The organism is Vibrio barjaei (assembly GCF_001639065.2).
Taxonomy (GTDB): domain Bacteria; phylum Pseudomonadota; class Gammaproteobacteria; order Enterobacterales; family Vibrionaceae; genus Vibrio; species Vibrio barjaei.
Map to the genome: position 1 here is coordinate 147403 of NZ_LQXO02000022.1, position 12893 is coordinate 160295.

The 12893-nt window shown below is 43.6% G+C and carries 13 protein-coding genes; 5 read left to right on the forward strand and 8 right to left on the reverse strand.

Features of this window, described 5'->3' with window-relative positions:
- Nucleotides 1–134 precede the first annotated feature (134 nt).
- The 3 genes from recQ to ohr form a co-directional block, all read right to left on the reverse strand.
- A complete protein-coding gene (recQ, locus tag AWH66_RS11265) occupies nt 135–2267 on the reverse strand; it encodes a DNA helicase RecQ (RefSeq protein ID WP_063603042.1) in 2133 nt (710 codons plus the stop codon).
- Nucleotides 2268–2599: 332 nt separating this feature from the next.
- Complete coding sequence (gene nagB, locus AWH66_RS11270; protein ID WP_006070357.1) at nt 2600–3400, reverse strand: glucosamine-6-phosphate deaminase; 801 nt, start codon at nt 3398–3400, stop codon at nt 2600–2602.
- A gap of 319 nt (nt 3401–3719) precedes the next feature.
- Nucleotides 3720–4142 carry an organic hydroperoxide reductase Ohr gene (gene ohr, locus AWH66_RS11275; RefSeq protein WP_063603043.1) on the reverse strand — a complete coding sequence of 141 codons (423 nt, stop codon included), beginning with the start codon at nt 4140–4142 and terminating at the stop codon, nt 3720–3722.
- Nucleotides 4143–4247: 105 nt separating this feature from the next.
- Here ohr and ohrR point away from each other — a divergent pair, with 105 nt between their 5' ends.
- The 3 genes from ohrR (at nt 4248) to AWH66_RS11290 (ending at nt 6771) form a co-directional block, all read left to right on the forward strand.
- Entirely contained in the window at nt 4248–4703 is a 456-nt protein-coding gene (gene ohrR, locus AWH66_RS11280; protein WP_063603044.1) for a transcriptional regulator OhrR, read from the forward strand.
- A 6-nt stretch (nt 4704–4709) separates the two neighbouring features.
- Nucleotides 4710–5624, forward strand: coding sequence for a LysR family transcriptional regulator (locus tag AWH66_RS11285; RefSeq protein ID WP_063603045.1), 915 nt, complete (start codon nt 4710–4712; stop codon nt 5622–5624).
- Between the two features lie 229 nt (nt 5625–5853).
- Nucleotides 5854–6771 (forward strand): DMT family transporter, encoded by a 918-nt coding sequence (locus AWH66_RS11290; RefSeq protein WP_063603046.1) that lies wholly within the window; start codon nt 5854–5856, stop codon nt 6769–6771.
- 61 nt (nt 6772–6832) lie between these two features.
- On the opposite strand, the gene AWH66_RS11295 is transcribed toward AWH66_RS11290, so the two are convergent.
- Entirely contained in the window at nt 6833–7969 is a 1137-nt protein-coding gene (locus tag AWH66_RS11295) for a BamA/TamA family outer membrane protein (protein ID WP_083400009.1), read from the reverse strand.
- A 388-nt stretch (nt 7970–8357) separates the two neighbouring features.
- Between AWH66_RS11295 and rarD the strand changes: the two genes are divergently transcribed.
- Both rarD and sigZ read left to right on the forward strand, forming a co-directional pair.
- Nucleotides 8358–9284: an EamA family transporter RarD gene (gene rarD, locus AWH66_RS11300; protein ID WP_063603047.1), complete on the forward strand. Its 927-nt coding sequence runs from the start codon at nt 8358–8360 to the stop codon at nt 9282–9284.
- Between the two features lie 34 nt (nt 9285–9318).
- The gene (gene sigZ / locus AWH66_RS11305; RefSeq protein ID WP_083400022.1) at nt 9319–9858 is read left to right on the forward strand and encodes an RNA polymerase sigma factor SigZ; all 540 of its coding nucleotides are present in this window, start codon (nt 9319–9321) and stop codon (nt 9856–9858) included.
- Between the two features lie 71 nt (nt 9859–9929).
- On the opposite strand, the gene AWH66_RS11310 is transcribed toward sigZ, so the two are convergent.
- The 4 genes from AWH66_RS11310 to AWH66_RS11320 form a co-directional block, all read right to left on the reverse strand.
- Complete coding sequence (locus AWH66_RS11310; protein ID WP_063603049.1) at nt 9930–10238, reverse strand: DUF6482 family protein; 309 nt, start codon at nt 10236–10238, stop codon at nt 9930–9932.
- A gap of 197 nt (nt 10239–10435) precedes the next feature.
- Nucleotides 10436–11584 carry an iron-containing alcohol dehydrogenase gene (locus tag AWH66_RS11315; RefSeq protein WP_063603050.1) on the reverse strand — a complete coding sequence of 383 codons (1149 nt, stop codon included), beginning with the start codon at nt 11582–11584 and terminating at the stop codon, nt 10436–10438.
- Nucleotides 11585–12014: 430 nt separating this feature from the next.
- The gene (locus AWH66_RS26225) at nt 12015–12140 is read right to left on the reverse strand and encodes a hypothetical protein (protein WP_276204917.1); all 126 of its coding nucleotides are present in this window, start codon (nt 12138–12140) and stop codon (nt 12015–12017) included.
- 95 nt (nt 12141–12235) lie between these two features.
- Nucleotides 12236–12775 (reverse strand): NUDIX domain-containing protein, encoded by a 540-nt coding sequence (locus AWH66_RS11320; RefSeq protein WP_063603051.1) that lies wholly within the window; start codon nt 12773–12775, stop codon nt 12236–12238.
- Nucleotides 12776–12893: the final 118 nt, after the last annotated feature.

A 12893-nucleotide genomic window follows, 5' to 3' on the forward strand; every position in this document is an offset into this window, starting at 1 on the left:
CAATACAAAAATCTTAAGGATCGTTGGCTACATAGTTATGTAGAAACAGTTTGATCATATATTCACCACTCCGATTGGAACATTAGACTAAAGTGGTAAAGCGAATAGCAAACTTGAAAACTGATTTTTCATTTTTATTTCACAGAATTTTTTGCGTTTGATGAGATTTTTGCTACGACACACTTCAAAACGGCATAGTCGTAGTTCTGCTCGAGGTGCTCATAGAGCGGCTTGAGTTTGAAATCTTCTAATGTATTTAAACTAATTGCTGTTGTTGTGATGTTATCAAACTCTGCCTCACTAATATCGACGACTTGTTCGAGTTGGCAGGCATTGATCTCTATCGCTTTGGCTAAATGAGCCAATACCGTTGCCGGTTTAATATTACGCTCAGTCGCAATCTGTTCAGGCGTTAATCCTTGTTGAAGTCGTGTTAGTGACTCAAGCTCAGTCTCATTTAAGACTATTTCTTGCTCAGTTTTGGGCTCGATAGCATCAATAAAGCGCTGACCATATTTATTGATTTTAGTCTCGCCAAACCCTGAGATTTGATGCAGCTCGTTAAGTTGTTGAGGTCTCTCCATCGATAGCGCTTCTAATGTCGCGTCGCTACAGATGATATAGGCAGGAACTTGTTGCTCTGTTGCTAATGATGAGCGCACCTGTTTTAATACATCAAACTGTTTGATGTCTCCTGTTGAAAGTCCAGTACGGCGACTTTTAGTGCTAGAGCGAGCTTTTGAATTAGAACTACGAAGCTTTCGTAATTGGATAGGGGCTTCACCTTTCAAGTATGGTCGACAATGTTCGGTCAAGCGGAGACTGCCATGATCTCCATGTACCTCTAGCAGGTTCATGGCAAGTAATTGACGAAATACGCCTTGCCATTGTTTCGCGCTTAGTTCGGTGCCGATACCGAACGTAGAGACGTTATGGTGCTGGTTTTGTTCAATTCTTTGGTCTGATTTACCCAGTAGGATATTAATTAAATAGCTGGCACCAAAGCGTTGCTCGGTACGAAACACGGTAGAAAGTGCTTTTTGAGTCGCTTTGAGTCCATCCCAAGTCTCAGGTGGTGTAAGACAGTTATCACAGTTACCGCACGGCTGTTCCAGTGATTCTCCAAAATAAGCCAAGAGTGCTTGGCGACGACAAGTGGCAAGATCGCAGTAGCCCAGCAGTGCATTGAGTTTTTGAATGGAAGTAAATTTGAATTGCTCCGAAGCGTCGGAGTTTTGCACCATTTGGCGTTGTAATACCATGTCTTGCATACCAAAAGCCATCCAGGCGTTGGCTGGCTGACCATCACGTCCGGCACGTCCCGTCTCTTGGTAATAGGCTTCAATACTCTTTGGCAGACTTAAGTGTCCAACAAAACGTACATTAGGCTTATCAATCCCCATACCAAACGCAATCGTAGCAACGATGACGATGCCATCTTCTCGTAAGAACCTTTGTTGATTCAAAGCTCGTTGATCCGCTGACATACCGGCATGATAAGGAAGAGCTACCCTACCTAACTCATTGAGCCATTGAGCCGTTTCTTCAACCTTTTTTCGGGACAGGCAATAGATAATACCTGCATCTTCTGGATGATGAGCTTGGATAAAGGACCAAAGTTCTTGCTTGGCATTGCTAAGATCCGAGACGTGGTATTGAATATTTGGTCTATCAAAACTGTGAACGAAGACTTCGGCGTTCTCCAAGGCCAGTTGCTCGATAATTTCTTGCTGTGTCCGACTATCCGCAGTCGCGGTAAGTGCGATTCGCGGAACAGAAGGAAAGCGCTGCTTTAGGACATCCAGCTTTTGGTATTCAGGACGAAAGTCGTGCCCCCATTGGCTAACGCAGTGTGCTTCATCAATGGCGAATAACGATAAATGGCACTGCTCTAGCAGACCAAGCGTTCGTTCCAGCACTAGTCGTTCAGGAGCCACATACAGAATATCGATATCACCTGATCTGAGCTGTTGTTCGACAACCTGCTGATCATAGGGGGTTAAGGTTGAGTTTAAATATGCGGCTTTTACACCGATCTGATGAAGGGCATCGACTTGGTCTTGCATCAAAGCAATGAGTGGTGACACAACAATCCCAACCCCTTGACGCAAAATGGCAGGGATCTGATAACAGATGGATTTTCCGCCCCCAGTAGGCATTAAGGTCAGTACATCGTTTCCCGATATCAGGGTCTCGATGATGGACTCTTGTTGATGACGGAATTCATCGTAACCAAAAAGGGATTTGAGTAATTGTTGAGGAGTCATTGGTTTGGCTATATTCGGATAAGTTGAGACAGTCTCTCAATCGTGACGTTCCTTTTCAAGCACAGTCTGCTGTGACTTGAGGTTGTTCGAGTTAACTCAATGAAAGGATGCAATAAAAGTTGTAGTCGGTGGTTTAGAAATCAAAAAAGTGGATTGAGTAAGAAAGAAGAGAGAGGAGAGATAGTCGGGCTTAGCTTGGCATATAAGCCCGACTTATACGGAGCTTTGGAATACGTTAGCACTCCATTGCTAGTCACTCTTTGTTGCAAGTGACGTCTTTTTAGAACAAAGGGTAACAAAAAAGTTCCATTACCCTTGTTCAAAAAGTTGTCTTATAGACCTTTGATGTTCTCAACTTCAAGCTCGTTGAAGTAGCGAACCGTCTTAACTTTAAGTTCTTGCTGAGCAGCATCGTCAGCAACGATGATTGCTTTGCGGTGCATTTGAAGTGCTGTCACTGTCCACATGTGGTTTACAGAACCTTCAACTGCCATTTGTAGAGCAAGTGCTTTGTTGTGGCCTAGAGTTAGGATCATTACTTCTTCAGCGTCTAGAAGAGTCGCAACACCGATAGTTAGTGCGTACTTAGGTACTTGATTGATATCGTTATCGAAGAAACGAGAGTTAGCGATACGGGTATCTTCTGTCAGAGTTTTGATACGAGTACGAGATGCTAGAGAAGAACCTGGTTCATTGAATGCGATATGACCATCAATACCAACACCGCCCATGAATAGGTTGATCTTGCCGTATGAACGAATCTTCTCTTCGTAAGCCGCACAATGAGCGTCGATGTCATCAGCTAGACCGTCAAGAAGGTTGATATTCTCTTCTTGGATGTCTACGTGATTGAAGAAGTTGTTGTACATGAACGAACGGTAAGATTCTGGGTGCTCAGGGTCGATACCAACGTACTCATCCATGTTGAAAGTAACAACGTTTTTGAAGCTTACTTCACCAGCATTGTATAGTGCGATCAGCTCTTTGTATGTAGAAAGAGGTGTTCCACCAGTTGGCAAACCTAGAACAAATGGTTTTTCAGCAGTTGGTTGGAATGCATTGATACGCTCTGCGATATGGCGTGCTGCCCATTTGCCTACTTGTCCAGCGTTCTGTAATGGAATAAGTCTCATGTTGATCCCCTAATAATAGAATTTAGTTTGTTCTGAAACATTAATTCGCATTATAAAATAAGTTTTTCGAGTCGGCTATTACTTTTCTGTGAATTTTGCGATTTTTCTTGATCGTGATCGCCTTTCAGCGGTTTTATGTCGACAAAATCAACAAAGTGAAAGGGATGAAAGCTAAAAATTTCGATAGATAAATAAAGTGGTTACGACACGTAAGTTAGGTCATTTTTGAAGGCAAAAGGCAAAAGGCAAAAGGCAAAAGGCAAAAGGCAAAAGGCAAAAGGCAAAAGGTAAGAGGGCGCAATGCGCCCACTAGAATCAGTTAGATAGCTTGACCGTTTGCAGTAACTGATACATCAACATTGCCTCGTAGGGCGTTTGAATATGGACATACTTGGTGTGCAACGCGAACCAGACCAATAGCTGCGGCGTCTTCCATATCTAATGTCACATCAAGCGCAACATCTAAAACAAATCCGCCCTGTTCGTTTGCTTTTAATGCAACCGTTGCCTTTGTCGGCGCTGCTTTTAGGCTAAGCTTCTGTTGCTGAGCAACATGGAGGATTGCGTTCGAAAAACACGCTGAATAACCAGCAGCAAAAAGCTGTTCAGGGTTAGTCGCTGCTCCCGTACCGCCAAGTGCTTTAGGGTATGACAACGCAAGATCCAATAGACCATCATCTGTAGTCACTTGGCCGTTACGTCCAGCAAGAGCGGTAGCAGAAGTTGTATAGAGTGCAGACATGATTCGTTCCTTATATATTAATAATGATTGTGCAAAATTAGATTGTGCACAAATAATATTTCTAAATAAGAGTGATTGCAAGTATATTGTGCGCAATATAAATAAATGGTTTGGAAAGATATGAAGTTCGACCAGCTAGAATCATTAGATATCGATAAGCAAGTTTGCTTTGCGCTATATAGCGCAAGCAACGCGCTAACGCGTGCTTATCGACCAATTTTGGAACAGATTGACCTGACATATCTGCAATACATGACCATGCTTGTATTGTGGAAGAAAGCACCGATGAATGTTAAAGACATTGGTGCAGACTTGAAGCTGGATTCTGGGACGCTTACCCCTTTACTTAAAAGACTGGAACAGAAAGGGCTTGTGGAGAGAAAACGTAGTGAAACAGACGAGCGTGCAAGAATGATTACCGTCACAGAACAGGGCTTTGCTCTACGTGACAAAGCCATGTCAGTCCCAAACTCTATTGCGTGTAAGGCTCAATTGGAACTGGAAGACGCACTGACCCTGAAACGAATCTGTGAGCAATTAACCAATAACCTAATGGATTAGTACTTGATGGATATCGAAGGATTATCAAAAGTAGGCTTTAAGCACCTTCTGGCGCTTCATGTCATGCTTGACACAAGCAGTGTCACCAAATCAGCAGAAGTACTGTCGGTTACGCCATCCAGTGTGAGCAAAACCATCACTCAGTTACGTGAAATATTAGACGATGAACTGTTCTATCGTGATGGCTCCCAACTCACTCCAACCCCTTATGCCGTAAAAATCGCGCCATTGATTCACTCTATGCTGGCAAGTATGAACGGTTTACTGAACCAAACACGATTTGAGCCAAACTCATTTGAAGGTCGCTTTAGCCTATCGATGAGAGAGAGCACATTTGAGCTGTTTGCGCATTCCTTAGCGCGCCTCACCATAGAGTGCACTCCAAAGGCTAAACTTCAAATCATGACAAAAGCTCGATTTGGTTTCGACGCTTTGCACAGTGGCCAAGTAGACTTCATTATTCTCCCTCACGATGTTAGTCAAGCTCCAACCAATACCAAAGAGTTGATTTGGGAAGTGATCTTAGAAGATGAGTTGGTTTGCCTAATGTCTTCTGACCATCCGTTAGCGAAGCATGAACTGACAATTGATCATTATCTAAATAGTCAGCATATCGGTATCGCAGATGCCGAGCTCAATCGCCCTTATTTTGAGCAGACTCTACGACAGAAATATCGCGCTAGAGATGTAAAAGTGAATGTTTCAGACTTTGGTGCGGCAGCTGTACTGTGTCATCAATCCAATTTGCTGTTTACTTGTTCTAAAAAATGGGCCGATATTGCGCTTCAAGCAAAAGGATTAGTGGCAAAGCCCCTGCCTTTTGAATACGGTAAGGTGGCATACAGTTTGGTGTGGAACCGAGCTAGCATTAACGATCATGCCATCGCATGGCTATGTAATTATCTTCGAAATCTCGCTTAAACCTTAGCTGCTTGTTTATGAAAACCGTATTGGCAGTTGCATATTGATAGGTGATGAAATAGTCTGTTATTTCATCACTAAGGAAATTCATATGTTTGCACAGGCTAACTACCTCTGGCTTCTACTCGATATACCAGTAGCTCGGTAGGTTTTTCTGTGCCTGGCTACGAGTAAAGCGTAGCCAGCCCACACCGCTTATTCTCGTAGCCTTTATTGAAAGGGAGTAAGAATGAGCAACGCGATAGAATCATCCCAAACGTCATCGAAGCCCCAATATGTTAAAGGGCTAATGTTTGCTTTATCAGGAGCGGCACTTTTCTCACTCAAACCAATATTGATTAAAATCGCTTTTCAATATGGTGGCGACGCTACAACCATTATGTCGTTGCGAGCGTTCAGCTCACTGCCTTTTTATTTGTTGGTGCTTTGTTTTCTTTGTCGTTCAGCGGAAAAGCGCCAGCAGGTTAGACGTTTTGGGTGGCAAGCTGCATTAGTAGGCGTTTTAGGTTACTACGTTGCCAGTTATCTAGATATAGCCGCATTGGAGTTCATCAGTGCTCAACTCGAACGGTTACTTATATTCCTATTCCCCAGCTTCGTGGTGCTATTTTCTTGGGTATTTCTGGGACAAGCGCCGTCCAAGCTTGTGCTTAAAGCCGTTGGTATAGGGTATTTAGGTATTGGTTTTATTATCGCTCACGACTTACAGTCTTTTGGCAGAGAAGTATGGAAGGGGAGTGGCTTGGCTATAGCATCGGCCATCGTGTTTGCCGCTTACTTAATGTTAAGTAAAAACATCATAAGTAAGATGGGAAGCGAGCTGTTTACCAGTATTGGCATGGGTAGCGCCGGATTAGCGATCCTAGTGCATTTGTCCTTATCAGAGATTAGTCCGAGTGACTGGTCGTTCCCTCTAATTTTGCTGGGTATTATATTAGGAATCTTCTGCACAGTGCTTCCCTCTTACCTTATCGCAGCTGGTATGGCACGACTAACCGCGACCGAATTGAGTGTCACGTCAAATATCGGCCCTGGCATTACGGCCCTGGCGGCGGTGCTTGTTCTAGGTGAGGCATTTACTGTCTATCACGCCGTTGGGTTATGCTTAGTATTGTACTCGGTATACAGTATGAAACAGGCAAACTAAGATATCACCGTGGCTAGATTGGTTACCCAACTAGCCACGTTAAACATAGCGGAGGAAAGGTTTATTTCCATGCGCTACCGAATTGAATATAGGTTGTCCACTCTTCGGGTCCTTTTGCGACGTCGATACCCATACGCAAACCGAGCTGACGAGCAAGCAAGTATCGAAAACCGGCACCTTGGGTATAGTAAACTTTGCTTCTAGAGATGCTTTCATCATGATTGAATGCAGTACCTGCGCCAGCAAATCCTAGGATCGTCCAGCGATTATCAATGTCGTAGCTCAGTTCGATTTCACCCAAAGCAGTATTGTCGCCACGATAACGCATCGCTGCTATGCCTCTCATTTCAATAAATGGTTTGGCGTACACTTCTGCTCGTGGGTCAACGTTGTCCGAAATGGATTTTACATCGGCGCGCAGACCTAGCCCCCATTTAGATGAAAGTCGAGAGTAGTTGAGGAAATAAGCATTGTATTTTTGGTAGTCGAATTGACCCCCGAAGGCTTTTCTATGGTAATCCAGCTTGATACCCGCTTTTGTCCCTTCTCTTGGGGAAAACTGGTTGTTGCGACTATCGTACATCGCTCGAATGCCCACTCGTCCATCTCTAGAGTTCAATGCGAACTCATTCATTTGGTCGAAGGTCGATGTCGAAGACATATAGCTGTAGGCGCCGCCAACGAAGAAGTTTGATTCCCCTAATCGAAAATCAATCTCTTGAAAGAAATACAGCCCTTTTAGACTTAGGTCGAGAGGCGTATCTTGTTCGTACATTTTCAAGTTGAATTGTGCGCCAAACAAACCGCCAAGATAACGGATTTTGTCATTGTGCCAGTTGCCAGAGTGAAAACCACCATAAAGATGGGAGCCGTTACTGGTTCCAAGTGCCATCAGCCCGGATGCACTGGCTGGAATATCTTCAACTTTTTCACCGGCTAAGCGTTTCGCTTTACGTTCTTCAGATTCATGGAAGAAAAGCAACGCAGCACCACCACCGACGCCAACTGCGGGGTCAGTGACTGTAAGGGGAACTGGCAAAAAGCCAGCTGCGTTGTCCAAAATAAACTGACTGCCATCCAGTCTGCCGTCCGTAGGGTCGATAAAACTGTCCATCATTCCCGCACTGGTAGTTTTTGAAATGAAAAGCAGTGGTAGTGACAGTAAAGCGAATAGGTGGGTTCTATTTGATATTTGCATGTGTTGTTACTTAGTCAGGCCTATTAGGTGAAAGCTGGTTCCCTATCTGCCCTTTATTCTATAAAGGTTTCTGGTCTTCCTAAGTCAGATTTTTGTAGTTTAACGGCGAATGTACAAATACTCCAACTGCCATCTATTCGAATGTCTTATGAGTGTTAGTTGGACATTAGTCGGTTTACTCTAGTGTTCACTAAACTATGTTCTAATTGAATCAACAAATTCTAATGTACAGGGTGGATAGGGAAAGGGACTAAAAGGTACGAAGTAGTGATAATTACCACAGCAAATAGTGCATAAAAAGTGAATCAGACATAGAAAAATCCTATATAAAATAGGCTCAAAATGCGGTAATGTCCGCGTGTTATTCCTAACAAATAAAAAGCGTCCAATGATTAATAAATTCTTAAGCTTGTCCGACACAGCGAAAGGGATTAGCGCGTCGATTCTAGCCTCATGCTTATTTGGCTTACTGCCTCTCTATGTTCAATTTCAGCCAGAGTTAGAAGCCTTTAATGTTGCGGGAGGCGAAGGGCATTGGATTGCAGCACAGCGCATTATCTGGAGCGTGCTCGTTGTGCTCTTGTTTCTTACGCTGAGCCGAAGAATTGGTATGCTTTTTAGCGCGCTAAAACAAGTTAACCGTTGGCATCGGTATTTGTTCTCCGCGTTACTCGTTGGACCGCAATACTGGATTTTTGTTTGGGCGCCCCTATATGGGGAGACTTTGTCAGTCGCCTTAGGCTACTTCTCACTCCCTTTAGTGCTGGTGGTGGTTGGGCGATTTGTTTATGGCGATAGACTGACACCGCTACAAACTCTGGCTTGCTGTGTCGCTGCTGCCGGGGTGATATACGCCTATATGATGGCTGAAGGGCTATCGTGGATCGTACTTTTGATTGCGCTTGGCTATCCAATTTATTTCGTACATAGGCGGACTTTGGGTGTCAAAAGCGATGTTGGTTTTGCGCTCGATAATTTATTCCTGTTGCCATTTGCGCTAGGGGCTACACTCTATCTTCAACCATGGAGCTATATCCAGCAATTGGATGCATCGGTTTGGATTTACTATGTTGGCTTGGCGGTAGCTGGCTCGGTTCCTATGTTGCTGTTTTTGTTTGCGTCACAGTCTTTATCTATGTCGCTCTTCGGCTTGTTAGGGTACGTTGAACCTGTTTTAGTATTCTGTGTAGGACTACTATTAGGGGAGCGGGTGGCTGCGAGTGACATGCCGACGTATTTATTGGTGATGGTTGCTTTACTAATATTAGCCATAGATGGGTTAAAACGAGCTCGTTCTCACGGCGCAGTGAAATAATCAGTTTGCCAAGTATTAGCATAGAGAATTGATGATGTTAGAGAAAATTTGGTCAGAATATCAAACTGGCTTACGAAACTTCTTAAGAAGTAAGATTTCCAACGAATCGGATGCGGAAGATGTGCTGCAGGAAATTTTGATAAAAACGTATCAGAATCTCGATAAGCTACAGAACCCAGACAGCATCAAATCTTGGCTATTTCAAATCGCTAATCGTTCCGTCATCGATTTTTACCGAGCAAACGGTAAAGCCTCTTTGTTAGAGGGAGAAACCTTGTGGTATGAAAGCTCAGAAGAAGATGCCAAGCAGCAACTCGCGAGTTGTATTCAGCCACTGATGAGCTCATTGTCTGATTCTTCCGCAGAGCTTTTGAAGTCGATAGATATCGAGGGTAAGTCTCAGAAGGAAGTTGCTGAGGAATTGGGTATTAGCTACTCGACGCTCAAATCGCGTGTGCAAAAAAGTCGCACAGAATTGAAAACGGTGTATGAGCAATGCTGCCGTTTCTCCTTCGACTCGCAAGGCGCTGTCATGGATTACGAAGCGAAACAATCGAGATGTAATAAGTGTTAGGCATATAGTCTTAGTTACCATCAGTGCAGTGCTTGTTAAGTGGCACTGCACCAAACTTTATTCGCGCAATATTACATCACGGAACTCAAACTTCCCAAGGGCACTTCTAAAGTGTTTTCACCGACTCTAATCGGGCTTCCAATCATTTCGTCATACGCATTATCTTGTCTTAGAACGACTTCTTTTGCCTCAATGTTGTGGCACAATCTGCGCATATCAACGATGTTGTGGCTGCGTATCAGTCGCCCATCTTCTTCTGTAATGTAGTGTTCGTCACCATCAATAATCACCGATGCTTGATAAAGCGACATTTCAAGTGAGTGTATGACCAACTTATCAAACTGAGCAAACTGTTCTAACGCGCTTAATTTTGTGTTCATGCTAACTCCTCCTAGTTAGATAAATCTCTTACGATACCAGTAGGTAAATTGTTCAAATAATGGTCGGGTAGGCGTTGTAACCATGAGATTGGGAAGGCGTTTGTTAATGGTTTTTAGTTCGGTTTACAATGTAAATGCAAGGCATAGCTGGGACGCTATGCCTATAACATGTAGGGTTTGTGACTACTTCAACTTAACTACCAAGCCGCTTGGAATATCTCCGAAATTTCTTCCTTAGTAGCCTGGCGAGGATTGGTTAAGCAGCAAACGTCATTTAGTGTGCTTTCTGATAGTTTATCAATATCATCTCGGTTAACACCCAGCTCTGCTAACGTCGCAGGAATGTTAATCTCTCTTGCAAGCTCATCCATCGCTTCAATTGCGAGTTGAGCAGCCTTTTCTGTCGTTAATCCAAGAACCTCTTTACCCATTGCTTGCGCGATATCCACGAATTTTCCAGGGTTAGCGGTGACATTAAAACGTTGAACATGAGGAAGGAGTACGGCATTACAAATACCATGTGGAAGGTGATACGTTGCCCCCAATTGATGAGCCATTGCATGCACGTAGCCAAGAAGTGCGTTGTTAAATGCCATACCTGCCATAAACTGAGCGTAAGCCATCTGCTCCCGAGCTTCGAGGTTACTGCCATCGCTGACACACGTTGGTAAATGTTTGGTAATTAGCTCAATCGCTTTTAATGCAACGGTGTCTGTGATTGGATTCGCGGCAACTGAGACATAAGCTTCAATAGCGTGAGTGAGAGCATCCATACCCGTTGCTGCGGTCAGTGAGCTCGGCATGGCAAGCATTAATTGAGGGTCGTTGACAGAAACCAATGGCGTTACCTTCTGATCAACGATCGCCATTTTTATTTGTCTACTTTCATCCGTAATGACACTGAACATCGTCATCTCAGAAGCGGTGCCAGCCGTGGTATTAATCGCAACTAAGGGGAAGGGTGATTTATCCGCTTGATTGATTCCCTCGTAGTCGGTGATTTTTCCGCCGTTAGTCGCTACTAAGGCGATACCTTTTGCACAGTCATGAGGTGAACCACCTCCAACAGAGATAATAAGATCGCATTCATTGTCTACTAACGCAGAAAGCCCTTGTTCTACATTGTCTATGGTAGGGTTAGGCTGTGTCCCATCGTAAATGGCAAAAGATATTCCCTTAGCGACGAGTTGATCAGTAATCGTTGCCACGAGGCCGATTTGAGTTAACACTGCGTCCGTCACTATCAGCGCTTTACTAAAGCCTTGTTGGTGAATGGTCTCTACTGCTTGAGATAAACAACCACTGCCTAACAAATTGGTAGAGGGAAGGATAATTGAACTGCTCATTTGAATGCTCCTTGCTATTCGCCATGATGTATATGATGGCGAGAAGCTAACATGGGTAAGAGTAAGTTCTTATGATGTAAATCAATGGGTTAGCATGAGGTAAAAGTAGGGTAAATAATATACTAACCCTTTTAAAACAGTTGGTTAAGGTTGTTTTTTGAAGTGCCTTATTACTATTTGTGGTAATGAGGGCGTTGAACTATTAATAATGCGGATGGTTAAATGTGACCGAGTTCACCAAGTGTTACTTTAGATAAGGCTCGATCGGCTTCGAGAGTGTGAGCAATTAACTTTCGCGCGTCATCAAGCTCAAAGCCCTGCGCTAATGATCGTCCGCTTCTTTAGTGACCATTTGTAGGAGCTCGATAGACGAAGAAACATCATCAATTGAGCCTTTTAATTCGCTCAGGATCTGAAGACTAAAAAGTTGCTAAGTGAGCTTTTTAATCGCAGATTCAAGATCATAGGCGTCTTCTCTCAAACACATCGTACTTTTGTATTTTTCTAGTCGCCGAAGTGTGTCGATTAAGCACTCTTGAAGCGTTAACTGATCCATAGTCATTCCTCAATCAGGATTGTGTTTTCCTAGCTTGGGATATAATTACCGAATATCGAACTTTATAAATGCTTTTGTGACCCGTTTCCTGTTTTCTATGAGATCAAGCCTTTCATTTTGGTCAGTCCCCATGCACCTGTGGTAACGATATCTTGGATCTTGCCTTCGATGAGCATAGTTTCAAACTCTTTGATCGTGAATGCCTGAGTGATGAGATCTTCTTCTTCACTATCAAGGCGCTGTTGCTTTTGAGTCAGTTCAGTGGCGAGGTAAATGTGACAAGTTTGATTGAGGAAGCCGTACGCGATGAGCTGCTTGCCTACATAAGTCATATTTTGGGCTTCAAGCCCGGTTTCTTCTAACAACTCACCCTTGGCGAGATCCAGGTGATCTGCATAGGGATTAGACTCCCAAGCACCCTGAGGAAGCTCCCAAAAGCGAGCACCTACCGAATAACGGAATTGTTGAACTAGGTGAATATTCTGACCATCAAGAGCAATAATAACCGCACAGTCTGGCTTATCTACCACACCATAGATTCCTTCTTTGCCACTGGATCGCTCGATTCTATCTTCGCGAACGGTCATCCAATTGTTCTTGTATACGACTTTTGAATCTAGCGTTTTTATGGTCATGCAATTTTGGCCTTTGGAATGTTCTAGGAGAGATAAATCACATTACCTCGAACTCTTACAATTACAATAAGAAAAAACGAGAATTCAAAGAATTAGATCCTATTCTTATAGAAAATCA